This is a genomic window from Halorubrum cibi, from assembly GCF_900182635.1.
GTDB classification, from domain to species: domain Archaea; phylum Halobacteriota; class Halobacteria; order Halobacteriales; family Haloferacaceae; genus Halorubrum; species Halorubrum cibi.
Window position 1 is genome coordinate 1 of record NZ_FXTD01000003.1, and the last position, 22,639, is coordinate 22,639.

Annotated in this window: 21 protein-coding genes; 11 read left to right on the top strand and 10 right to left on the bottom strand. The window is 69.1% G+C overall.

Annotation, left to right across the window (positions count from 1 at the left end):
• Positions 1-71: 71 nt before the first annotated feature.
• A complete protein-coding gene (locus FN829_RS16355; protein WP_281286032.1) occupies positions 72-206 on the bottom strand; it encodes a hypothetical protein in 135 nt (44 codons plus the stop codon).
• Positions 207-362: 156 nt separating this feature from the next.
• Positions 363-1,880: an aldehyde dehydrogenase family protein gene (locus FN829_RS04370; RefSeq protein ID WP_142985789.1), complete on the bottom strand. Its 1,518-nt coding sequence runs from the start codon at positions 1,878-1,880 to the stop codon at positions 363-365.
• An 86-nt stretch (positions 1,881-1,966) separates the two neighbouring features.
• Here FN829_RS04370 and FN829_RS04375 point away from each other — a divergent pair, with 86 nt between their 5' ends.
• The 3 genes from FN829_RS04375 (at position 1,967) to FN829_RS04385 (ending at position 5,567) form a co-directional block, all read left to right on the top strand.
• Positions 1,967-2,704 carry a helix-turn-helix domain-containing protein gene (locus tag FN829_RS04375; protein ID WP_142985790.1) on the top strand — a complete coding sequence of 246 codons (738 nt, stop codon included), beginning with the start codon at positions 1,967-1,969 and terminating at the stop codon, positions 2,702-2,704.
• A 125-nt stretch (positions 2,705-2,829) separates the two neighbouring features.
• Positions 2,830-4,308 (top strand): phosphomannomutase, encoded by a 1,479-nt coding sequence (locus FN829_RS04380; protein ID WP_142985791.1) that lies wholly within the window; start codon positions 2,830-2,832, stop codon positions 4,306-4,308.
• A 95-nt stretch (positions 4,309-4,403) separates the two neighbouring features.
• Entirely contained in the window at positions 4,404-5,567 is a 1,164-nt protein-coding gene (locus FN829_RS04385) for a BMP family lipoprotein (RefSeq protein WP_142985792.1), read from the top strand.
• Between the two features lie 42 nt (positions 5,568-5,609).
• On the opposite strand, the gene FN829_RS04390 is transcribed toward FN829_RS04385, so the two are convergent.
• The gene (locus FN829_RS04390) at positions 5,610-6,776 is read right to left on the bottom strand and encodes an MFS transporter (protein ID WP_142985793.1); all 1,167 of its coding nucleotides are present in this window, start codon (positions 6,774-6,776) and stop codon (positions 5,610-5,612) included.
• Positions 6,777-6,884: 108 nt separating this feature from the next.
• Here FN829_RS04390 and FN829_RS04395 point away from each other — a divergent pair, with 108 nt between their 5' ends.
• The 4 genes from FN829_RS04395 (at position 6,885) to FN829_RS04410 (ending at position 12,418) form a co-directional block, all read left to right on the top strand.
• Positions 6,885-8,573, top strand: coding sequence for an ABC transporter ATP-binding protein (locus tag FN829_RS04395; RefSeq protein WP_142985794.1), 1,689 nt, complete (start codon positions 6,885-6,887; stop codon positions 8,571-8,573).
• A complete protein-coding gene (locus FN829_RS04400; RefSeq protein ID WP_142985795.1) occupies positions 8,570-9,919 on the top strand; it encodes an ABC transporter permease in 1,350 nt (449 codons plus the stop codon). The genes FN829_RS04395 and FN829_RS04400 overlap by 4 nt, the downstream gene beginning before the upstream one ends.
• On the top strand, positions 9,912-10,964 hold the full coding sequence (locus FN829_RS04405; protein WP_142985796.1) for an ABC transporter permease: 1,053 nt from the start codon (positions 9,912-9,914) through the stop codon (positions 10,962-10,964). Before FN829_RS04400 ends, FN829_RS04405 begins: the two co-directional genes overlap by 8 nt.
• A gap of 83 nt (positions 10,965-11,047) precedes the next feature.
• Positions 11,048-12,418, top strand: coding sequence for a geranylgeranyl reductase family protein (locus FN829_RS04410; protein WP_142985797.1), 1,371 nt, complete (start codon positions 11,048-11,050; stop codon positions 12,416-12,418).
• A 2-nt stretch (positions 12,419-12,420) separates the two neighbouring features.
• On the opposite strand, the gene FN829_RS04415 is transcribed toward FN829_RS04410, so the two are convergent.
• The 3 genes from FN829_RS04415 to FN829_RS04425 all read right to left on the bottom strand — a co-directional run bounded on the left by FN829_RS04415 (position 12,421) and on the right by FN829_RS04425 (position 14,560).
• Positions 12,421-12,699 (bottom strand): winged helix-turn-helix domain-containing protein, encoded by a 279-nt coding sequence (locus FN829_RS04415; protein WP_142985798.1) that lies wholly within the window; start codon positions 12,697-12,699, stop codon positions 12,421-12,423.
• Positions 12,700-12,812: 113 nt separating this feature from the next.
• The gene (locus FN829_RS04420; protein ID WP_142985799.1) at positions 12,813-14,093 is read right to left on the bottom strand and encodes an amidohydrolase; all 1,281 of its coding nucleotides are present in this window, start codon (positions 14,091-14,093) and stop codon (positions 12,813-12,815) included.
• 134 nt (positions 14,094-14,227) lie between these two features.
• Positions 14,228-14,560: an uS10/mL48 family ribosomal protein gene (locus FN829_RS04425; RefSeq protein ID WP_142985800.1), complete on the bottom strand. Its 333-nt coding sequence runs from the start codon at positions 14,558-14,560 to the stop codon at positions 14,228-14,230.
• Between the two features lie 184 nt (positions 14,561-14,744).
• Between FN829_RS04425 and FN829_RS04430 the strand changes: the two genes are divergently transcribed.
• Together FN829_RS04430 and FN829_RS04435 are read left to right on the top strand one after the other, a co-directional pair.
• Entirely contained in the window at positions 14,745-15,191 is a 447-nt protein-coding gene (locus FN829_RS04430; RefSeq protein WP_142985801.1) for a bis(5'-nucleosyl)-tetraphosphatase, read from the top strand.
• A 60-nt stretch (positions 15,192-15,251) separates the two neighbouring features.
• Positions 15,252-16,289, top strand: a complete 1,038-nt coding sequence (locus FN829_RS04435; protein WP_142985802.1) for a DUF5787 family protein — start codon at positions 15,252-15,254, stop codon at positions 16,287-16,289.
• A 42-nt stretch (positions 16,290-16,331) separates the two neighbouring features.
• Here the strand turns inward: FN829_RS04435 and FN829_RS04440 are convergent, their stop codons facing one another.
• Positions 16,332-19,391, bottom strand: a complete 3,060-nt coding sequence (locus FN829_RS04440; RefSeq protein ID WP_142985803.1) for an FAD-binding and (Fe-S)-binding domain-containing protein — start codon at positions 19,389-19,391, stop codon at positions 16,332-16,334.
• A 184-nt stretch (positions 19,392-19,575) separates the two neighbouring features.
• On the opposite strand from FN829_RS04440, the gene FN829_RS04445 reads away from it, so the two are divergent.
• A complete protein-coding gene (locus tag FN829_RS04445) occupies positions 19,576-20,628 on the top strand; it encodes a sodium:calcium antiporter (RefSeq protein WP_142985804.1) in 1,053 nt (350 codons plus the stop codon).
• Between the two features lie 97 nt (positions 20,629-20,725).
• Positions 20,726-21,031, top strand: coding sequence for a PRC-barrel domain-containing protein (locus FN829_RS04450; protein ID WP_142985805.1), 306 nt, complete (start codon positions 20,726-20,728; stop codon positions 21,029-21,031).
• 20 nt (positions 21,032-21,051) lie between these two features.
• Here FN829_RS04450 and FN829_RS04455 read toward each other — a convergent pair whose 3' ends face one another.
• From FN829_RS04455 to FN829_RS04465, 3 genes are read right to left on the bottom strand one after another with little or no spacing between them, the layout of a single operon-like run.
• Entirely contained in the window at positions 21,052-21,378 is a 327-nt protein-coding gene (locus FN829_RS04455; protein ID WP_142985806.1) for a hypothetical protein, read from the bottom strand.
• Positions 21,379-21,434: 56 nt separating this feature from the next.
• Complete coding sequence (locus FN829_RS04460) at positions 21,435-21,851, bottom strand: hypothetical protein (protein ID WP_142985807.1); 417 nt, start codon at positions 21,849-21,851, stop codon at positions 21,435-21,437.
• A gap of 27 nt (positions 21,852-21,878) precedes the next feature.
• A complete protein-coding gene (locus tag FN829_RS04465) occupies positions 21,879-22,568 on the bottom strand; it encodes a hypothetical protein (protein WP_142986072.1) in 690 nt (229 codons plus the stop codon).
• Positions 22,569-22,639 lie beyond the last annotated feature (71 nt).

The window sequence follows — 22,639 nt, forward strand, 5'->3', positions numbered from 1 at the left end:
GTTCCGTGAAATCGTCTTGATGTTCGCCATCACCAACATAGAACCACTGTGTGAGCCGCTGTAACCGTGACTCAGCATCTATTCAACACAGCAGATTCGACGAGTACGAACCAGACGTCGACCTGACGCTCGCCGAGAGCAGGGTTCGGAGCCTCTCCGTCGATCGCTTCGACCTCGCCGTCGATGAACTCGGCTACGTCGTTCAACTGGTGAACCTCCGACGCTCCGAGCGGACATCGCCGAGCACTACGGTCGTGACGCCGAAGAAGTCGTTCTCACGTGCGGAACGCAGAGGCGGACTACCTCACGTTCACGGGTCTCCTCAGCGACGGAGACCACAGCGTTGTCGTCTCACCGACCTCTCAGTCGCTGGTTTTGATGTCCGCCGAGAGGCCCTGTGCCATCTCGATCTCCTTGGAGTTGTTCAGCGTCCAGGCGGTGCGGTCGGTGACGGCCTCGATGGCCTCACGCGCGGAGGGGTAGCCGTTGCCGGACTTCTTGACGCCGCCGAAGGGCAGCTGGACCTCCGCGCCGATACACGGCAGGTTGCCGTACGCCAAGCCGATCTCGGCGCGGTCGCGGTAGTAATTGATCTGGCGATAGTCCTCCGAGATGATGGCCCCGGCGAGTCCGTACTCCGTGTCGTTCTGGATCTCGACGGCCTCCTCGACGTCGCCGTCGTACTCCATGAGCGCGACGTGGGGGCCGAAGACCTCCTCGTGGGTACACGTCAGGTCGGCGTGTGCGTCCGCCTCGTAGACGAACGGGCCGACCCAGTAGCCGTCCTCGTGGCCGTCCGGGATCTCCTCGGCGTCGAGTTCGGTCCGGTCGACGAGTACGTTGACGCCCTCCTCGCGGGCCTGCTCGTTGTTCCGCGTGACCTTCTCGTGGTGCTCCTCCTCGATGAGCGGCCCCATGAACGTGTTCTCGTCGAGCGGGTCGCCGACGGAGACGTTCTCCGCGACCTCGACGAAGCGCTCCTTGAACTCGTCGTACACGTCCGAGTGGACGATCAGTCGCTCGGAGGAGACGCAGCGCTGGCCGGTGGTCTTAAAGGAGGACATGACCGCGGAGTGGACCGCGATGTCAAGGTCCGCCTCCTCGGTGATCACGATGGCGTTCTTGCCGCCCATCTCGCAGGCCGCGCGCTTGCCGGCGACGCCGCCGAGCTTGTCCTGGATGTGGTGGCCGACCTCGGCCGACCCCGTGAAGATCACGGTGTCGACGTCGTCGTTCTCGACGATCGCGTTGCCGGCGTCGCCGTACCCCTGGACCATGTTGAAGACGCCGTTGGGGATGCCCGCGTCCTCGAACATCTCCGCGATGATCTGCGCACACCACGGGGTCTGCTCGGCGGGCTTGAACACGACGGTGTTCCCCTCGACCAGCGCGATGGCCATGTGCCAGTACGGGATGGCGACCGGGAAGTTCCACGGCGTGATACAGCCGGTGACGCCGCGGGGCTTCCGGCGCATGTAGGCGTCCTTCGCGGGGATCTCGGAGGGCACGATGTCGCCCTTGGGGTGGCGCGCGTCGCCGGCGGCCCACTCGACCATGTGGGCGGCCTCGACCACGTCGGCTTTCCCCTCGCTTATCTCCTTGCCGCACTCCTTCGTGACGACCTCGCCGAGCTCGTCGGTGCGCTCGCGGAGCTCGTGGTACACGTCCCAGAGGTACTCCGCTCGGTCGATCCGGGAGAGCTCGCGCCACTCCTCGAACGCCTCGTCCGCGGCGTCGACCGCGCGGTCGACGTCCGCCGGCGTTCCCTTCTGAAACTCGCCGAGCGTCTCCCCGGTGGCCGGGTTCTCGCTCTCGAACGTCTCCGTTCCCTCGCCGTCGACCCACTCGCCGTCGATGTAGTGGTTGTAGGCGTCTGCCATGTGCGCTCGTTTTCTCCCCGGACTTCAAACTCCCCACCCTACCATGGTCGGGAGATTCTTTACCGCGCGGTGATCTAGATCGGATCATGTCTTCGCTCGAGGCGAACGAGGCCGACGGGTGGTCGGGAACCCGACTGACGCTCGATCTGTGGCACCCGAACTGCTGGGCGATCGAGGCGACGAGCCGAACCGACGGCGGAGTCCTCGCTCACGCCATCTACAACTCGCCGAAGACGAACGGCGAGACGCCGAACACGGTGAACGGTCTGTTCACCGCGTTCGCGGACACGAACGAGGAGGTGGAGGCGCTGCTCGACGCGATCCGCGCCTCCGAGCACTCCGGGGACCTCATGGAGCTACAACAGCGGTTCGGTCGCGCCCGCGACGCCCCCGGCAACGTGGTCCGCGAGTTCTTCGTGGAGTACGACCCGACCGACATGGTGTGTCCGACCCTCCTCGAGAACGGGTTCGTCCACAGCGCCCCGGTCCGGATCGAGGACGGCCACGAGGAGTGGCAGGTGTGTTTCGTCGGCGAGCGCACCGGGATCCGCGAGTCGCTCGACGCGGTCCGCGAGGCGTCCGGCGCCGAGGTGAGCATCGAGTCGATGTCGTCGTCGGGAACCGGCCAGAAGACCGCCCGCGAACACCGTCTCGACACGCTCACCACGACTCAGCGGGAGGTGTACGAACACGCCCGGGAGCAGGGCTACTACGAGTGGCCCCGTGGGACGTCCACGCGCGAGCTCGCCGACGACCTGGACGTCTCGAAGACGACGATGCTCGAACACCTCCGGAAGGCCGAATCAAAGCTTCTCGACCCCTAACGACTCGGATATTCACGACGACACGGATCCCCGCGACGACTCGATTCGCCGGACGCGGACCGCCGACCGCCGCACGCGGACCACCGACCGACGGGTACTAACGAGCGGCGGTCGATCGGGGCGACATGGAACTGTTCGGAACCGCGGGAGTTCGCGGTCGCGTCGAGGAGCGCGTGACGCCGGAACTCGCGCTCGCGGTCGGCCGCGCGGTGGCGGCGGAAGCGCGGGAACTGGAGGCCGGGGGCGGGACTGACGAACCGACCGGTCCGCCCGAAATCGTCCTCGCACGCGACGGGCGGGTGAGCGGGCCGGCGATCGCGGCCGCGACGGAGGCGGGGCTCGCCTCCGGCGGCGCGAAGGTCTCGCGGGCTGGACGACTCCCGACGCCGGCGCTGGCACACGCCTCGCGGGGGCGGTACGGAGTCATGCTCACCGCCTCGCACAACCCGCCGTCGGACAACGGGATCAAGCTCTTCCGCGACGGGGTCGAGTTCGACCGCGAGCTGGAACTCGCCGTCGAGGCGCGCGTCGAGGCTGAGGAGCCGCCGGCGGCGTGGGACGCGTGGACCGAACCCGATCGGGTCGACACCCTCGACGGATATCTCGCGGACGTTCGCGAGTACGCGACGGAGTTCGAGGCCGACGCCGATGACGCCGGCGATGCCGACGACGGCGACTCCCTCGACGGGCTCCGAATCGCCGTCGACTGCGGCAACGGGATGTCCGCCCCGGCGACGCCGACGGTCCTGCGAGAGCTCGGCGCGACGGTCGTCACGCTCAACGGCAACGTCGACGGCCACTTCCCCGGTCGCGGGAGCAAGCCCACGCCGGAGACGCTTCGCGACCTCCGGGCGTTCGTGGCCGACGCGAACGAGGGTGTCGACGATCCGGGTCGCGACGGAGAGGGGTACGCCTTCGGGATCGGCCACGACGGCGACGCGGACCGGATCGTCGTCGTCGACGCGAACGGCGAGGTTGTCCACGAGGACACCGTCCTCGCGATCCTCGCCGAGCGGTACGTCCGGACCAGCGCCGCCGACGACCCGGTCGTGGTGACGACCCCGAACGCCTCCGGTCGGATCGACGAACGCGTCCGCGAGGCCGGCGGGCGAGTCGAGCGCGTCCGTCTCGGCGCGCTCCACGAGGGGATCGCGGCGGTGCGGGCGGAGGCGGACGCCAAGGATACGGAGGTCGTCTTCGCCGCCGAGCCGTGGAAACACGTCCACACGGCCTTCGGCGGCTGGATCGACGGCGTCTGCTCGGCGGCGGTGATGGCCGTACTCGTCGCGACCGAGGGGCTGGAGTCGCTCCGAGATCCGGTCACGGAGCGCCCGTACCGGAAGGTCAGCGTCGACTGTCCCGACGACCGGAAAGAGCGGGTCATGGCTCGGTTGACCGAACGGCTCCCGGCGGCGTTCGAGGACGCGACCGTCGACACCGACCACGGCGTTCGCCTGGAGTTCCCCGACGCGTCGTGGACGCTCGTCCGTCCCTCCGGAACCGAGCCGTACGTCAGGGTGTACGCCGAGAGCGACGCGGTCGACGAGCTGGTCGAATCGGTCCGCGAGGTCGTCGAGGCCGCGGTCGCCGAAGCCGAGAGCTGACTCCCGGCTCGGCGACCGGCCGTCGACCTCGGGAGGACACGTCGGAACGGAGAGCGACGCGTTTATGCCCCGCTCGCCCGGGTATGTAGGTGATTATGACGTCCGACATCGAACGGCGGCGGTTCCTGAAGGCGGCGAGCGCGGCGGGCCTCGTCGGTCTCGCGGGTTGTAGCGGCGGACCGAGCGACGGCGGCTCGGGAGACGACGGATCGAACGGCGACGACGGCTCGGGCGACGGCGGTTCGGGAGACGGCAGCTCCGGCGACGACGGCTCGGATGGGTCCGACGATGTCCCGGCGACCGTGGGCATCGTCTACTCCGACGGCGGACTCGGAGACAACTCGTTCAACGACGCGGCCCAGCAGGGTCTCATCCAGGCCGAGGAGGAATTCGGCATCCAGTACGACGAGTCCCAACCGGAGGGGACCGGCGAGTTCGGGGACTTCCAGCAGCGGTACGCCAGTTCGACGGACCCCGACTACGACCTGGTGTCGTGTATCGGATTCAACCAGACCGACGCGCTCGCGGAGAACGCGCCGCAGTTCCCCGACCAGGACTTCATGCTCGTCGACTCCGTCGTCGAGGAGGACAACGTCGCGAGCTACGTCTTCCGCGAGCACGAGGGGTCGTTCCTGATGGGCGTGCTCGCCGCGCGGCTGACCGAGACCGACTTCTCGGCCGGGGCCGGCTCGACGGACCCCGACTCGACGAACCTCGGGTTCGTCGGCGGCGTCGACAGCCCGGTCATCCGTCGGTTCCAGGCCGGCTTCGAGGCCGGCGTCGACTATGCGGCCGACGACGTCGACGTCACCACGAGCTACGTCGGCAGCTACGCCGACCCCTCGGGCGGACAGGAGGCGGCGCTCTCGATGTACCAGAGCGGCGCGGACATCGTCTATCACGCCTCGGGCGCGACCGGCGTCGGCGTGTTCCAGGCGGCACAGGAGGAGGGTCGATTCGCCTTCGGCGTCGACCTCGACCAGTCGATCACCGAGCCCGAGTTCTCCGACGTGATCCTGGCGTCGATGGTGAAACGCGTCGACACCGCGGTCTACGAGTCCGTCTCGAACGTGATCGACGACGACCACCAGGGCGGCGAGTCGATCGCGCTCGGACTCGAGTCCAACGGGGTCGAGTGCGTCTACGGCGACGAGATCGGCGGCGAGGTCCCCGACGACATCGTGACCGCGGTCTCCGAGGCCCGCGACGCGATCATCGCCGGCGACATCGACGTCCCGACCGAGACGGACGGGAACTGAACGCGGAGACGGCGACGACTGATATCCGGCCGTCAGCGTGGATCACACCGCGTCGGCGACGACGACGAGCGCGAGCGCGGCCGCTGCGAGCGAGAGGACGCCGAGAAAGGACCAGGCGGCCGCGTACCCGCTCGTGTCGACGAGGTAGCCGAACGTCGGCGGCGCGAACAGCCCGCTCGCGGTGACCGCGAGCTGGCCGGCGGCCGAGGCGGCTCCGAGCTCGTCGTCGTCGACGAGCGTGGAGAGACAGGAGTAGTAGAGACCGGTCGATCCGAGGACGAGCGCCCCGATCCCGGCGAGGACGACGGCGGCGGTCAGCGTCGAACTCGAGGCCGGAAGCACGAAGTAAAGGACCCCGCCGCCGGCCGCCTGGACGGCGAGTATTCCGCCGGTCCGCGTCCGAGGCGACCCGGGAAGCACGTCCGCCAACGTCCCCACGGCGACCTTTCCGACGCTGCTGACGACCTGCATGGACGCGAGGACCGCGCCGGCGACCGCGACCGACGCGCCGATCGACTCGCCGACGAAGAGGGTGACGTAGCCGGTCGTCGTGTAGAACGCGGCCCCGAGACACACCCCCGAGAGCAGCAGGACCAGGTAGGTCGAATTCGACGACAGCGCGCGGAAGTCGGGCGACGTCGCCTCGCCCGGACTCGCGCGGCGATACGTCCCGAAGAAGGCGACGGCGACCAGGGACCCGACCGCGGCGGCGATCAGGAAGCCGAACCGCGGGAAGAGGACGCCGGCGGTCCCGGTCACCAGCAGGGCGCCGACCGCGCTCCCGATCGTCGGACCGATCTGCTTGATCCCGATCGCGCGGTGTTGTTTCCCCGGATCGATCCGGTCGAAGATCGCCTTGTTCGTCCCCGGCGTGGCGCTTCCGTACATCGAGCCGAGGAGGAAGGCGGCGATCAGCAACAGCGGGTACGTCGGCGCGATCGCGACCCCGAAGACGCCGACGGAGAGTCCGACGAGACCGACCGTCAGCGTACGTCTCTCGCCGAACCGGTCCGTCGCGATGCCGAAGGGGAGAAGCGAGACGGCGTACCCGAGCGTCAACGCGGCGATCACGATCCCCACCTCCAGACCGGTCAGATCGAACGCGTCCCGAAAGAGCGGCGTCCCGGCGTACACCGTGTAGTAGCAGACGCTGGCGGCGACGTGCCAGACCGTCACGGCCGCCACGATACGCCAGAATCGCGAGACCATACGGCGGCCTCGGCTGCCGGATGGATAACGCTACGTGTGGCGGCGACGCGTGATCCGTTCGACGACGAACCCGCGGTCTTTTTGCCTCGCACACGGAGATACGGGTGAATGAACCCGGCGGTCCACCTTGACGGTATCACGAAGCGGTTCCCCGGGGTCGTCGCCAACGACGACGTGGACCTCGCGATAGAGCGGGGGAGCGTCCACGCCCTACTCGGTGAGAACGGGGCCGGCAAGACCACGCTGATGAACGTGTTATACGGCCTCTACCGGCCGACTGAGGGCACGGTCGTCGTCGAGGGCGAACCTCGCTCGTTCGCGTCCCCGCGCGACGCGATCGACGCCGGGATCGGCATGATCCACCAGCACTTCATGCTCGTCGACCCCATGACGGTGTGGGAGAACGTCGTCTTGGGCAACGAACCGAGGACGTGGGGCGGGCTCCGCGTCGACGAGAAGGCCGCGCGAGAGGCGGTGATCGAGTTGAGCGAGCGCTACGGCTTCGACGTCGATCCGGACGCCCGGATCGAGGACGTCTCGGTCGGGGTTCAACAGCGCGTCGAGATCCTGAAGGCGCTGTACCGGGGCGCGGAGGTCCTGATCATGGACGAGCCGACCGCGGTGTTGACCCCCCAGGAGGTCGAGGAGCTGTACGGCGTCTTCGAGGAGCTGACCGAGCAGGGCAAGACGATAATCTTCATCTCGCACAAGCTCGGCGAGGCGCTGTCGGCCGCCGACGAGATCACCGTCCTGCGCGACGGCGTCAACGTCGGCACCGTCGCCTCGGAGGACGTGACTCGTGAGGACCTCGCGGAGATGATGGTCGGGCGGGAGGTGCTGATGGAGCCGGCGACGACGCCACAGGAACCCGGCGATCGCGTGCTCGGCGTGACGGATCTCCGGGTCGAGGACGACCGCGGCGTCGAGGCGGTCTCGGGAGTCTCCTTCGAACTCCGTGCGGGCGAGGTGCTCGGGATCGCCGGCGTCGACGGGAACGGTCAGTCGCAGTTGGTCGAGGCGATCACGGGGATGCGCGAGCCGGAATCGGGCTCCGTCGAGTACCTCGGCGAGCCGATGGCGGGCGCGACCCGTCGGGAGCACATCGACCGCGGGATGGCGTTCATCCCGGAGGACCGCCACGAGAAGGGGCTGGTGATGTCCTACGACCTGGTTCAAAACGGGATCTTAGGGAGCCAACACGAGCCGCCGTTCGCCGCCGGGGGACGGATCGACTGGAACGCGTCGACGGACCACGCCGAGTCGGTGATCGAGGCGTACGACGTCCGGCCGCCGAACCCCGACGCGGACGCGGAGTCCTTCTCGGGGGGCAACCAGCAGAAGTTCATCGTCGGCCGGGAGTTCGAGCGCGACCCGGACCTGGTCGTCGCGACCCACCCCACCCGCGGCGTCGACATCGGCTCCACGGAGTTCCTCCACGACCGGCTGCTCGAGCTACGCGCCGAGGGGAAGGCGATACTGCTCGTCTCCTCGAAGCTCGACGAGGTCCAGGGGCTCTCCGACCGCCTCGCCGTGATCCACGAGGGTGCGTTCACCGGCGTCGTCGATCCCGCCACGGTGACCGAAGAGGAGATCGGCCTGCTGATGGCCGGCGAGACGCTCGACGACGAAAGCGTCTCGGGCGCGGCGATCCACGACGCGGTCGACGACGGGCTCGACGGCGATGGTGCGGGCGACGGAGATGGCGCAGGCGACGGAGATGGCGCAGGCGACGGAGACGCCGACGACGAATCCGGTCCGAACCGCGAACCCGCCGCTGATGGGGGTGTGGAGGCGTGAGCCGACGCGACGGCGGGCGGCTTCCGACGGCCGCTCGCCGCGTGATCGAGCCGTTCGTCGACCGCAGCGTCGCCGAGCGGATCCTCATCAGCGTCGCGGCGATCCTGCTGTCGATCGCCGTCGGCTTCGCCATCGTGCTCGTCTCGGGGCGGATCGCGGAGTGTAGCACCGCCGCGTGGACGATGCCGGTCACCGGTCTGGGGTTCTGTTATGACCCCTTCGAGGTGTACGCCGTGTTGTTCAACGGGGCGCTCGGCTACCCGCTCGCGATCGGCGAGCCGGGGCTGTTCAACCCATCGTGGACGCCGTTCAACCTCTCGTTCGGGCTCACGCTCTCGGAGACGACGCTTTTGATCTTCACCGGGCTCTCGGTCGCGGTCGCGTTCCGCGCCGGACTCTTCAACATCGGGACGCAGGGCCAGCTCGTCGTCGGCGCGCTCGCGACCGCGCTGACGGTGCTCGCGCTCGCACCGCTGCTTCCGCCCGGGCCGATCTCCGGGATCGCCCTCGTCGTCGTCGGCACCCTCGCGGGCGCGGTCGGCGGCGGCCTCTGGGGCGCGATACCCGGCGCGTTGAAGGCGTACGCCGACGCCAACGAGGTCATCACGACGATCATGCTCAACTTCGTCGCCGCGAACGTCGCGTACGTACTGGTGTTGGAGGTGTTCCGAGCCGAGGGCTCCTCCGTCGTCGCGACGCGGTACGTTCCGGAGTACGCGCAGTTCTCTCCCTGGCTGTTCCCGGACTCCAGCGACTTCGCGCTGCTCGCGTTGGCCGTGGGGGTCGCGTTCATCGGTGCGCTCTACTACCTCGTCGAGCACACGCCGTTCGGCTACGACCTGCGCACGAGCGGGGTACAGGCGGCCGCCGCGGAGTACGGCGGCGTGAACGCGAAGCTGACGACCGTGCGGGCGATGACGCTCTCGGGCGCGCTCGGCGGCGTCGGCGGCGCGGTGTGGGTGCTGATGTCCGAGGGCCGGTGGATCGAGTCGGTGCCCGACCTCGGCTTTGACGGGATCACCGTCTCGATCCTGGCGGGGAACAACCCGCTCGGCGTGTTGCCCGCCGCGTTCCTGTTCGGCGTCCTGAAGGGCGGCGCACTCGAGATCGGGTTCCGGACGGACGTGCCGACCGAGCTCGTCGGCGTGTTGCGCGGGCTGATAATCCTCTTCGTGGCCATGCCGGAGTTCTTCCGGATGGCCGGCCGATACGCCGGCCTGGGTTCGAGCGGGCCGGGCGGGCCGGAGACGACCGCGGACGACTCGACCGGCGACGACGGATCCGGCGGCGACGGGACGACCGGCGATGCCGGCGCGGCGACCCGAGGAGGTGAGGCCGATGCGTAACCCGCTCGCGGACGTGCCCGTCCCGCTTCTCGACGACCTGATCGACGACGACTACGTGCGCTCGCTCGTCGTGGGCGTCGTCGGAACGCTGGGGACGCTGGGACTGCTCGGGCTGTTGTTCCCCGACTCCGTCGCCGGCGACCTCGCCGGCATCGTCTTCTCGGCGGGCACCGCCGAGTCGACGGCGCGGCTCGCCGCGCCCATCGTGCTCGCCGGGCTCGGCGGCATCTTCGCCGAGAAGTCGGGCGTGATCAACATCGGACTGGAGGGACTCCTCATCATCTCCGCGTTCGCCTCCGTCTACATCGCGTCGGTGATCGGGATCGGGAACGCGGTCCTCGGCGTTCCGGCGATCTGGATCGGATTCCTCGCCGGGATCGTCGCCTCGACGCTACTCGCCGGGGTGTTCGCGGTCGTCTGTATCGAGTTCAAAGCGGACCAGATCATCGCCGGGCTGGCGGTGTGGCTGATCGCCTTGGGGCTCGCGCCGTTCATGTCGACCGTCTTCTTCGGCGGCGTCAACACGCCGAACCTCGGCGCGAGCGTCGGATGGCGCTACTCCGCGACGATGGTCGTCATCGCGACCGCCGCCTCCTGGTGGACGCTGAACCGCACCGCGTTCGGGAAACACCTCCGGGCGTCCGGCGAGAACCCGAAGGCGCTCGACACGGTCGGCGTCTCGGTCTCGCGGGTCCGGTACGCGGGCGTGTTGCTGTCGGGCGTCCTCTCGGGCGTCGGCGGCTCGGCGCTCGCGCTCTCGATCGGCCAGTTCGTCGGATCCGGCGAGACGATGGTCCAGGGGAAGGGGTTCATCGCCATCGTGGCGTACCTGTTCGGCAACTACAACCCCCTCGGAACGCTCGGGGCCGGCGTGCTGTTCGCGGGGCTCGACGCGACGCAGATCCGGCTCCAGCAGCTCGGGTACGCGGTCCCCGACACGCTGGTTCAGACGATCCCCTACGTCGTCGTGATCGTGGTGCTCGCGTTGGTCGGGCGGACCCGGATCCCCGCGGCCGCGGGCGACCACTACGAGACCGAGGAATGAACTCCTCCGTGGCGATTCCGTCGGTCCCGTCGGGACCGAAACGGGAGTAAAGAGTTTTGCCGGCGGCGGGACAGGACACGGTAATGAGCATCGACGAGTACGACGTCGTCGTGGCGGGCGCGGGGACCGCCGGGTGTTACGCCGCCGCGACGATCGCGAACGAGGGGCTCGACGTCGTCATCGTCGAGCGGAAGGACGAGGAGGAGGCGGGCCACATCGCCTGCGGCGACGCGCTGAAGGGCGCCGACGCCTTCCCGGAGGCCATCCCGAAGGAACGGCTCGAACCGGCGTTCACGAACACCGGCGTCGACCACGGACGGTTCGAGATCCCACAGGAGGACACGGTCCTCGAGATCCCGGTCCCCGGCGAGCTCGCCGTCATCGACCGCTGGGAGTACGGTCGCCGGATCATCGCGGGCGCCGAGGACGCCGGCGTCGACTTCCACTACGACACCGTCATCAACGACGTGATCCAGACCGACGACGGGCGGGTCACGGGCCTGCGAGCCAACCGCGGGGGCGACCCGGTCACCTACGAGGGCGACCTCGTCATCGACGGCGCCGGCTCGCTGTCGCTGCTTCAGGACAAGGCCGACTTCGAGGGGACCACCTTCGACACTAACGTCCGCTACTCACAGTTCTGTTCGGCCTACCGCGAGATCGTCGAGGTCCCCGAACCCGTCGAGTGGGACGACGCGCTCGTGTTCAAGGCCACCGACCGCGCCGCGGGATACCTCTGGTACTTCCCGCGGACGGCGACGGAGATCAACGCCGGACTGGGCTTCCAGATGAACGAGGAGCCGATGCAGCTCGTCGAGGCGCTGAAACGCGACCTCCGGAACCGTCCCGAGTTCGAGGGCGCGGAGGTGCGCGACAAGCTCGGCGCGGCGCTGCCCACGCGGCGGCCGTACGACTCGGCGGTCGCGCCCGGTTACATGGCCGTCGGCGACGCGGCCGGCCACGTGAACCCGACGACGGGCGGCGGGATCGCGGGTGCGGCCTACGCCGGGAAGTACGCGGGCGAACAGGCGGTCAAGGCCGTCTCCGACGGCGACGTGAGCGAGGAGAACCTCTGGCGGTACAACGCGCGCGTGATGGACCACTTCGGCGGTCGGTACGCCGGCCTCGACGTGTACAACGTCCTCTCGACCGCCGTCGACGTCGACGACCTGATGGGGCTTCTCGCGTCGCTGCCGGGCGAGAAGCTCGCCGAGGCCCTGTACGAGGGCTCCACTTCGATGTCGTTCGGCCTGAAACTGAAGGCCGCCGTCAAGAGCTTCGGCTACTGGGGGACGATCCGGAACTTCTATCAGACCAAGTCGCTGGCGGACGAGTTACTCGCCCACTACGAGTCGTACCCGACGAGCCCCGCCGCGATGGCCAACTGGACCCGCGAGCGCGACGCGATCATGGACCGCATCTACGAGACGACCGGCGCGGACGCGAAGTACTGAAACTACACCGGGGACGCGTCCGCGATCTCCTCGACGACCTCCCAGTGGTTTCTGGTTCCCTCCGTCGGATAGTACACCGTTCCGTAGCCGTCGCCGGTGCGCTCGACCACGTCGTGGTCGCGCAACACGTCGAGGTGATGTCGGACCGTCGTGTAGTCCAGATCGAGCCGATCGGCGAGTTGGTTGGCGTTCCGTGGACGGTCGTCTATCGCCCGCAGGATCCGGACCCGATTCGGGCCGCCTCGGGTGCCGGTGAGGACGTACCAGAGGACGGCCTCCATGCCTCATATCACGGGCTGCGGCCGCCTAAACCTACCGTCGCCCGAGGGTCCTGCCGGCGTGACGGGTCGCGTCGAGCCGGCTCGAGGTTGGCCGGGATCGGACCGGGATCGGATCAGGGACGGGTCTCGGCGACGTGCCGGATCGCCCGCGAGAGCACGTCGACCCCGAGGCCGATGTCGCTCTCGACGACGTCGAACGTCGAGGTGTGGTGGCCGCCGGGGTGGTCGGTGCCGACGCCGACGTAGCAGGCGAGTCCGCCGCGCTCCTGTACGCGCTCCATCATGAACGTGGCGTCCTCGCTGCCGCCGAGGTCGGCGCTCTCGACCACGCTCGTCACGCCTTCCACGTCGCGGGCGACCTCGCCGATGACGTCGGAGAGCGCGGCGTCGCTCGTCGCGCTCGGCGCGGCCCCCATCGTGGTGACGTCGACCTCGCAGTCGTGCATCTCCGCAGCCGAGTGGAGGACCCGCTCCGCGTGATCGAACATGTAGTCGGCGAGCTCCGTGCTCTCGCCGCGGACCTCGCCCTCGATGTGGGACTCCTCGGGGATGATGTTCGTCGCCGTACCGCCCCCGACGAGCCCGGCGTTCACGCGGGTCGCGCCGTCGGCGTGTCGCGGGATCGAATAGAGGTTCTGTATCGCGGCCGCCATCGCCTGAACCGTGTTCCGCCCCTGTTCGGGTCGCGCGCCCGCGTGGGAGGGCTCACCCTCGAACTCGGCGAGGAAGTGGTTCACCGCGAGGAAGCCGTCGATGCCGCTCACGACCTCGCCCGAGGGGTGATCGAGCCCGATGTGGACCGCGTAGAAGTAGTCGACGTCGTCGAGGAGGCCGGACTCGGCCATCGGCTTTCCGCCCACGATCTTCTCCTCCCCTGGCTGGAAGAACACCTTGAGCGTGCCCGAGAAGTCCGAATCGAGGATCGCGTCGACCACGCCGAGACCGATCGTCGCGTGCGAATCGTGCCCGCAGGCGTGCATGTACCCCTCGTTCTCCGAGCGGAACCCCCCGGCGGCCGGGGCGTGGTCGCCCTCCTCGGATTCGAGGATCGGCAGCCCGTCGATGTCGACGCGGAGGCCGACGACCGGCCCCTCGCCGCGATCCACGACGGCGACGCAGCCGGTGTACCCTCCCTCGAGCTCCTCGAGTATCTCGGGGTCCGCGCCGGCCTCGCGGGCGCGGTCGGCCCACTTCGTCAACTCGTCGTCGTCCGGCACGTTCCGGCGGGAGTCCTCGTCGAGGGCGTCGGGACCGACGTGGAGCGCGTCGAGGTCGCGCTCGCGGAGCGCCTCGACGATGCGGGCGGTCGTGTAGAACTCACACCACGCCGGCTCGGGGTGGCGGTGGAGGTCGCGTCGGAACTCGCTGTACTCGTCGTCGGTTTGGACGCTCATACGCTCCGAAGGCCGCCGGATATCTTAAAAGGTCGAGTGGCGGTCGGCGTCTCCTCCTTCGGCGGAACGAGCGAACGTCGGACTCGGATCTCGGCCGCACGGACGGCGATTCGGCGGCCGTGACGATCGACGACTCAGTCGCGCCGGTGTCCGAGCGGCTTCTTCCGGTCGACCTCGACCTCGACGTGGATCGAGTCCGGGAAGTCGCGGGCGACGACGTCGCGGGCGATGTCGTCCGCGCCGTGGATCTCCATCGATCGCTTGTACACGTCGTAGCGCCACGGCGAGAACTCGTCGCCGGCGCGGAGGCGTTTGTACTGAGGGACGCTGACGGTCTCGGGCGAGGAGGCGTGCGGCCCCTTACACTCCGCGCCCTTTCGCTCGAGGGTGTCTTTGAGTTCCTGGACGGTCTCGGCGAGCACGTCGCGGTCGCCGGAGGCGAAGGAGAGTTTCGTGACGAAGGTCATGGCTGGGGGTCGTGGATGAATGGTCCCCCGAGGCGTAAAAACACATCTACTGGCGGATCCACTCGGAGGAGGTCGAGCGTGCCGGCTTTCGCGGACCCACACAGATCGACCGAGAGCGCTCGAAAGGGTCGCGGAACCGGCAATTCCGACACCCTCTTTACTGGTGGTTGCTTACCTGAGGCTAATGACGGTCGAAGCGACCAGTTCCGGAGCCATCCTCTTCCGCGATACCCGCGGCGAACGGGAGTACTTGCTCCTGAAGAGCCGACCGGGGGACTGGGAGTTCCCCAAAGGCGGGATCGAAGGCGACGAGGAGCTCCAGCAGACGGCGATACGGGAGGTGTCCGAGGAGGCCGGAATCGACGATTTCCGCCTCATCGACGGCTTCCGTCGGGAGTACGACTACGTGTTCGAGGCCGGCGGGGAGACGATCCACAAGACGGTCCACCTGTTCATCGCGCGCTCCTTCGAGGCGAGCGCGGAGCTCTCGAAGGAGCACCGCGACCTCCAGTGGCGCGATTACGATCAGGCCATCAACACGATCACCCAGGACGGTCCGCGGGAGATCCTCGAGGAGGCCCACGAGTACCTCGACGAGCTGCGGGAGGAGGCCGACGACGGCTACGTCTGAGACGGCCGTGACGGTGGCATCGACTCGATCCGGAAGAATGCGTCGCCGACGGCGACGCAAGTGATCCCCGACGCCGAGTTCGGCTACGAGCTGCTCGTCTGCCGGTACGCCGAGTTGGCGTGGTACCCCGGCGACGATCCACGCCCGGCGATCGTCTCCAGACAGCTCGGTACGAAGCGGCGGCGCTGGGACACCGTCGTGATCGAGGTCGATCCGGAGGCGTTCGCCGCGCGGCGAGCCTTCGGCGACCGCGCTCTCGACTCCGATCTCCTCCACGTCGTCCGGGACGCGCCGGCGACGTGGACGTGGTACCGCGACGCGCTCCCCGACCCGGGGTACCCGTGGCGGTACGTCCGGCGGGCGGTCCACCGCGCCGGGGGCCGGGAGTTGATCGAGAAACGACGGCGCGGAAACCGGATCGAGATCCGACGTCATCGGCCGTATCCGGACTGGGTCGAACGGATCGTCGCGATCGAAAACAAGCCGGACCTCGACCGATCGGCGGCGGACGCGCTCGCCGACCAGCTCGCCCACGACGTCGAGACCGCCCTCGCCGACGAGGTCTGGCTCGCGACGGAGACGACGGGCGATCGCGTCGAGCCCGCGCTCCTCCGGGAGATGCCCGTGGAGGCGGGAATCCTGACCACCTCGTTCGCCGCCGGAGACCCCGAGAGCGACGACGATCCCGGAATCGAGGGCGTCGCCGTCGATCCGGCCGCCGCGACCGTGGACTGGCTCCCGAGCGACCTCGCGCCGAACGACCCGAGCGAGCGCGATCCCGGGACGGTCACCCGCCGGCTGGAGATTGCCGAGCGGGCCTACGGCAAGGGGTGGCGTTCCTATCACGACACGATGCGGCCGGACTGTCGGCACTTCGAGCTTCGGCGCGCCGGCCGGGCGCTCGTTCCGCGCTGCGGGGCCAAGGACCGTTGTCCCACCGACCGGGAGTGTTCGGGGTCGTGTCCGGAGTTCTCGCCGGAACCCCCCGCGTGGCGGACGAAGGGGTGGCCGATCGAGGGCGGGCCGGGAAAGGGGATTCAGGGGCTCCTGTCGCGGCGTCGCGAGCGCGTCCGCGATCGGATCGAGCCCGAGGAATGACGAGAAGTGACGAGAAGCGACGAGGAGCGACGGGACTCAGACTCAGACGAGCGCCGCCGCCAGCTTCTCCACCGGGTGCGGCGGCTCCGGGGCCGCCTCGTCGCGCTCCTTCAGCTGCGTGCTACAGGACGCGCCGGGCGCGACCACCTCGTCCGCGCCGCTCCCGTCGACCTGCGCGAAGAGGTCCTCGCCGATCGCCTTGCTCATCGAGTAGTGCTCGGCCTCGTAGCCGAACGAGCCGGCCATCCCACAGCAGGTGGTGTCGAGCGGCTCGACTCCGTAGCCGGCCCGCCGGAGCACGCCGACCGCGTGGTGGTCCTTCTTCGTCGCCTTCTGGTGGCAGTGGCCGTGGTAGGCGAGCCGCTCGCCGGGCGCGTCGAAGGAAAGTCCCTCGTCGAGCCGGAAGGAATCGACGTACTCCATGACGCCGAAGGTGGCTCCCGAGAGCGCCGCGACGTCCTCGTCGGGCACGTCGCTGGCGTCACCGCCGAGCAGGTCCGCGTAGTCCGACTGGAGCATGACCGCGTCGGTGGGCTCGACGACGACCACGTCCCGGCCCGCCTCGACCTCGGGTGCGAGCGTCTCCACGGTGTCGCGGGCGGTCGCGCGCGACTCGTCTATGAGGCCCTTCGAGTGGGGCGGCCGCCCGCTCCCCTTCACGTCCGGGATCTCCACGTGGCAGTTCGTGGCCTCAAGCACGCGCACCGCGGCCTTGCCCGCGCTCGGGCTCGTGTAGGTGGTGTACACGTCGGGGAACAGTAACACCTCGCGGTCGGCCGCCTCGCGTGGAACGCCCGCGCCGCCGCGGGCCTCGAACCAGTCGATCAGGCTCTCCGAGCGGAACGTCGGGAGGTCGCGCTCGCTCGCGATGCCGAGCGTCTTCTCGAGGACGAGCCCCGCGCCGGGGAGCTTCCCCGGCAGGTTCGACAGCGGGGCGAACCGGGAGCCGAGCGGCGCGAGGTCCTCGAACTTCCCGAGCAGCCGGGTCCTGAGGCTCGCGCCGTGCTCCTCGTGGTGGGCGTGTTCGACCTCGGCTTTCAGCTTCGCCATGTCGACGCCGCTCGGACAGTCCACCTTACAGCCCTTACACCCCACACAGAGGTCCATCACCTCGGTGACGAACTCGTCGCCGGTGGGGTCGTCGGGCAGTTCCCCGTTCATCGCGCCGCGGAGCATGTTCGCCCGGCCCCGCGTCGACTGGATCTCCTCCTCGGCGGCGCGGAAGGTCGGACACATCACGCCGCCCGTCGTCTCCTGCGGGCCGCGACAGCCGCCGCAGCCGTGACAGAGTTCGACCATCCCCTGCATCCCGTTCTCGTTGTCCCACTGCATCGCGGCGTCGAAGCCGGCGTCGAACTCGTAGTCTGCGTCGAACCGGAGGTTCTCACTCATGTCGAAGTCCCCGCAGACGTTGCCGGGGTTGAGCAGCCAGTCCGGGTCGAAGGCGGTCTTGAGGCCGCGGAACGCCTCCCAGAGGTCGTCGCCGTACAGCTTCCGGTTCCACTGGGTCCGCGCGCGCCCGTCGCCGTGTTCGCCGGAGACGGACCCGCCGAGACGGACGACCGCGTCGGTCACCCGGTCCGCGATCTCGACCATCGTCTCCACGTCGTCGACCTGCTTCGTGTCGATCAGCGGTCGGACGTGGAGCACGCCCGGGCCGGCGTGCGCGTAGAACGTCGCGAACGTCCCCGTGTCCTCGAGGATCTTCTGGAACTCGCGGGTGTACTCGGGGAGGTGTTCGGGAGGGATCGCACAGTCCTCGATGAAGGAGATGTGCTTGGCGTCGGAGGTCCGCGACAGCAGGATCGGGAGCCCCGACTTGCGCATCTTCCAGAAGCGGTCGCGCTCGTCGGCGTCGTGCGCCTCCATGGCCGCCTGAGCCCGTCGGGGTTGGGCGGTCGTCTCCGCCGCGCCCGGAGCCGGGTCGGCGACGGTCTCCGCGCCGTCGACGCGATCGGCGACGAGGTCGGCGACCTTCCGCCGGCCCGCCTCGTCGTCCTCGGCGTAGAACTCGACGAGGAGGACGGAGTCGGTCCCGTCGGGGAGCATGCCGACGACCTCCGCGAACTCCGGGGTGTCCGCCGCCAGCCCGAGAAGCACGTCGTCCATCACCTCGACGGCGGCGGGGTCGTGTTCGAGGACCGGGGCGACGTCCTCCATCGCGTCCAGCAGGTCGTCGTAGGTGAGAAGCGCCACCGCCTTCGTCTCCGGGATCTCGACGAGCGAGACGGTCGCCTCCGTCACCGTCGCGAGCGTCCCCTCGCTGCCCGCCATGAGCCGTCCGAGGTTGACGACGCCCTCCTCGCCGTACTCGCCCCGGTACTCGGCGAGTAGCCGGTCGAGGTTGTAGCCGGAGACGTTACGTTTCATCTCCGGGAATCGCTCGTCGATCTCGTCGGCCTCCTCGTCGATGACCCGGACGATCTCGGCGTGGATCCGGGCGAGGAGGTCGTCGCTCTCCGAGTCGGCGGACTCGCGGAGGTCCTCGACCCGCTCCTCGCCGAAGGTGGCGACGGTCCCGTCCGCGAGCACGACCTCCAGCTCCTCGACGTAGTGGTCGGTCTTGCCGTACTTGAGCGAGTGCGACCCGGTGGAGTTGTTGCCGATCGCGCCGCCGACCGCCGACTTGTCGCGCCAGGCGGGGTCGGGCGCGAACTTCAGGCCGTGCGGCTCGACCGCCGCGTTGAGGTCGCCGACGTACGCGCCGGCCTCGACGCGGGCGGTTCGCGCCTCGGGGTCGGCCTCGAGCACCGAGTCCAGCGCCTTGGAGAAGTCGAGGACGACGGCCTCGTTCACGGTTTGGCCGGCGAGCGAAGTACCGCCGCCACGGGGCAACACCGGAACCCCTTCCTCGAAGCAGTACTCCTGAACCGCGGCCACGTCCGCCGTCGACTCGGGGAAGACGACGCCGATCGGCGTCACTTCGTAGGCCGAGGCGTCGGTCGCGTACAGCCGGCGCGAGTAGTCGTCGAACCGCACGTCCCCCTCGACGCGTCGGTCGAGCGCGTCGACGAGGTCGGGGCGTTCGACCTCCCCGCCGGTGTACTCGAAGTTACCCCCCTCCCGCGGGTCGATCTCCGACCCGCTCGAGTGTGTTGCCATGCGACCCCCTCGCGCTCGGATCGACAAAAGTCCCCCGGGGTCGGCGAACTCGCCCGACTCGCGTCCGACGGATCGTCGAGTCGGTAGATCGCCGAGTCGGCGGATCGCCGAGTCGCCGGACGCGACGATAGAACGGCCGACACCGATGGTTTCATCCGAACACCCCTCTATGGTGGGGGAAACGATGGTCCTCGGAGGCGTCCTCCCCGACACCGCGGCCGTGAACGTCCTGGTGGTCGTCGTCGCGAGCGGAGTGATCTGGCTCGGAAGCGGGTTGCTCGAGGAGGCCGCGGACGGCCTCTCGGCGCACTACGGGCTCCCGCCGGTCGTCCAGGGAACGGTCGTCGTCGCGGTCGGGTCGAGCTTCCCCGAATTCGCGAGCGTGGTCGTCACCGCGCTTGCCGGCGTCTTCGACATGGGGGTCGGCGCGATCGTCGGCTCCGCGATCTTCAACGTCCTCGTCGTTCCCGCGCTCTCGGGGCTCGCGACCGACGCGGACCTCGACTCGAGCCGGACGATCGTCTACAAGGAAGCGCAGTTCTACATGCTCGCGGTCTCCGTGCTCGTCATCACCTTCGCGCTCGCGATCATCTACGAGCCGGTCGCGGCCGCGGGCTCGGGAACGACCGGAGCGGCTCTGAAGGGCTCCATCACCCGCCCACTCGCCGTGGTCCCGCTTTTCGTCTACGGGCTGTACCTATTCATCCAGTGGCAGGACACCGGTGACTACGAGGCCGAACCCGACGGGACGAACGTCGCCGTCGGCCGCGAGTGGGGGAGACTCGCCGCCGGCCTGCTCCTCATCCTCGTGAGCGTCGAGGTGATGGTGTCGGCCATCGAGTCGCTCGGTCACACCTTCGGGATCCCCGAGTTCCTCGCCGGCATGACGATCGTCGCGGCGGCGACGAGCCTCCCGGACACGCTCGTCAGCGTCCGGTCCGCCCGCGACGACAACAGCGCGACCAGCCTCGGGAACGTCCTCGGGTCGAACACCTTCGACCTGCTCGTGGTCATTCCCGTCGGCGTGCTCATCGTGGGCGCGGTCCCGGTGAACTTCTCGACGGCCGTGCCGATGTTCGCCGTCCTCACGCTCGCGACGGTCCTGCTCTTCGGAACGCTCCGGACGGACCTGGCCCTGACGACGGTCGAGGCGTACGCGCTGCTCGTCACGTACCTGCTCTTCGTCGCGTGGGTCGTCGCCGAGACCGCCGGCGTGACGCGGATCCTCCCGGCGTGACCCGTGCTCGGCTCGACGAGACGCGGAGGGGTTCCGCGTCAGACGGGCGTCGTTCGACAACGAACGCTTAATAGGCGCGCTCGTGACCGTATCTGACATGAACGCTGCTCCCGAGGAGATCACGTCGCTTGTCGGCAGAGAGGTGTACTCGAACAACGGCGTCTTCGTCGGCGAGGTGGAGGACGTCCGCCTCGATCTCGACACGCAATCGGTGACCGGGCTGGCGCTCGCCGAACTCAACCGCGAGCTGTTCGCCGGGCGCGTCGACGGCAACACCGGCGTGATCGTCCCCTACCGCTGGGTGCGCGCGGTCGGCGACGTGGTGCTCATCAACGACGTCATCGAGCGGCTCGAGACCGGAACCGACGAGCCGGAAGCCGAGACGGAACAGCAGGCCACCTAGACCGACTCTCGAGAACCGACTCAGAACGGAAGGGCGTCTCGGAGCCCGTCGAGGAACCCACCGCCACCCCGCCGCGCCTCGTCGAAGACGGGGTACAGCGCGTCGAGCAGCTCCGTCTCGTTCTCGAACTCCGACTGGGATACCTCCTCCAACCCGGCCGCCAGTTCGATCGTTCGTCCCTTCGAGTCGTAGGGTATCTCCGGGTGGTCCAGCGCCCGAAGGATCTCCTGACTCGTCGCGGGAAACGTGAGGTCCGACTCCTCCAACCGGGCGTCGAGCGCGGCGATGCCGAACTCGATAGCCTCCGGTTCCGCGGACCCGCCGCCGCCTGGTGGGCGTGCTGCCATCACCCCGTCGTAACCGCTCGGCCGTCTTTAAACTCGGGTTTCGGGCCGAATCGAGGTCACTCGGGAAGCGACTCCGCCGGCGGCGTCGCGTCGAGGACGACCAACTCGATCCCGTCGCCGGCGCGGTCGAACGCGGCGACGAAGTCGTCGTCGTACGGCGGGACCGCGACGATCACGACGGCCGCGAGGTCGTCGGTCTTCGAGAGTTCGAGACGACCGGTCGGGTGCGAGAGGAACCGCGCCCCGCCCCGGCCCGCCGGCGTCCCGAGGTCGACGCCGAACACCGCGTTCACCGACCCGCCGACCCCGTCCAACGTGAAGTGCGTCAGCACGGGCGTCTCCGGGTCAATTCCGAGATCCGCCTCGAACTCCCCCGCTCGAGTGGCCGACAGCCGGAGGTTCACCGCGGCCGGGTCGCGCTCGGCGGCACGATCGAGAAGCACCGTCAGCAGGTCGCGGGTGACGTGGATCACGGGAGGGTGGCGTCGGTCACGGGCCACTCAGATACCGAGCGCGGACCGGAGCGTCTTCGCGTAGAGTCCGGGCGCCTTCCGGCGGGACCCCGCGAGCGCGTCCTCGATCGCCGCGCCGGCGTCCTCGAGGACGCCGACGCCGTGGCCGACGAGAACGCGATCGGGATCGAGTCCCGAAAGCGACGTCCGCGGCGGTGTGAGCCGGAGCATCGGGTGGACGCCGAGCCGCTCGCGGTCGCCCCGGAAGTACGACGCCGATCCGAGCGACTCGGGGACGACGAGCGTCTCCCCGTCGAAGAGCCCGACCTCCTGCCACGGCGGCAGCGTGGAGTCGCGGATCCGGATCGACTCGAAGCCTGAGTCGGCAAGCCGGCGGCCGAACTGCTCCACCGGGGCGTCGATCTCCTCGGCGACGCCAGTCATCCACTCGGGGACGTAGACGGGGACGTCGTGGCGAGTCGCCAGGGTCGCGGCGTCGCGCTTGTGGCGATCGAGACCGACGACGACGCCGGCGACCGAGCCGAACTCCGCCAGAAGATCGTCGAGCCCGGGGGCGTCGACCGGGTCGATCACCCACACGTCGTCGTCGCTCTCCTCGTTCGGAACCGCGAGCGCGTGGCTCGCCCGTTCCATCGTCTCGCCGGGGTACGCGATCCATCCCACGCCGCGGTCGAATCGGTCGATCTCGTGGAGTTCCGGCTCGCCGTCCTCCTTCATTCCCATACGATCCCTTCGGGCGGGAGCCATTTCAACCCACGCCGCGCCGGAGTTCCGACAGCCCTTTGGAT

Coding starts and splice junctions, on each gene's coding strand:
- FN829_RS04455 (WP_142985806.1), bottom strand. CDS start 21,378: ATGGCAGCACGCCCACCAGGCGGCGGCGGGTCCGCGGAACCGGAGGCT.
- FN829_RS04420 (WP_142985799.1), bottom strand. CDS start 14,093: ATGAGCGTCCAAACCGACGACGAGTACAGCGAGTTCCGACGCGACCTC.
- FN829_RS04425 (WP_142985800.1), bottom strand. CDS start 14,560: ATGACCTTCGTCACGAAACTCTCCTTCGCCTCCGGCGACCGCGACGTG.
- FN829_RS04380 (WP_142985791.1), top strand. CDS start 2,830: ATGGAACTGTTCGGAACCGCGGGAGTTCGCGGTCGCGTCGAGGAGCGC.
- FN829_RS04375 (WP_142985790.1), top strand. CDS start 1,967: ATGTCTTCGCTCGAGGCGAACGAGGCCGACGGGTGGTCGGGAACCCGA.
- FN829_RS04415 (WP_142985798.1), bottom strand. CDS start 12,699: ATGGAGGCCGTCCTCTGGTACGTCCTCACCGGCACCCGAGGCGGCCCG.
- FN829_RS04465 (WP_142986072.1), bottom strand. CDS start 22,568: ATGAAGGAGGACGGCGAGCCGGAACTCCACGAGATCGACCGATTCGAC.
- FN829_RS04430 (WP_142985801.1), top strand. CDS start 14,745: ATGACGGTCGAAGCGACCAGTTCCGGAGCCATCCTCTTCCGCGATACC.
- FN829_RS04450 (WP_142985805.1), top strand. CDS start 20,726: ATGAACGCTGCTCCCGAGGAGATCACGTCGCTTGTCGGCAGAGAGGTG.
- FN829_RS04440 (WP_142985803.1), bottom strand. CDS start 19,391: ATGGCAACACACTCGAGCGGGTCGGAGATCGACCCGCGGGAGGGGGGT.
- FN829_RS04390 (WP_142985793.1), bottom strand. CDS start 6,776: ATGGTCTCGCGATTCTGGCGTATCGTGGCGGCCGTGACGGTCTGGCAC.
- FN829_RS04370 (WP_142985789.1), bottom strand. CDS start 1,880: ATGGCAGACGCCTACAACCACTACATCGACGGCGAGTGGGTCGACGGC.
- FN829_RS04395 (WP_142985794.1), top strand. CDS start 6,885: ATGAACCCGGCGGTCCACCTTGACGGTATCACGAAGCGGTTCCCCGGG.
- FN829_RS04410 (WP_142985797.1), top strand. CDS start 11,048: ATGAGCATCGACGAGTACGACGTCGTCGTGGCGGGCGCGGGGACCGCC.
- FN829_RS04385 (WP_142985792.1), top strand. CDS start 4,404: ATGACGTCCGACATCGAACGGCGGCGGTTCCTGAAGGCGGCGAGCGCG.
- FN829_RS04445 (WP_142985804.1), top strand. CDS start 19,576: ATGGTCCTCGGAGGCGTCCTCCCCGACACCGCGGCCGTGAACGTCCTG.
- FN829_RS04405 (WP_142985796.1), top strand. CDS start 9,912: ATGCGTAACCCGCTCGCGGACGTGCCCGTCCCGCTTCTCGACGACCTG.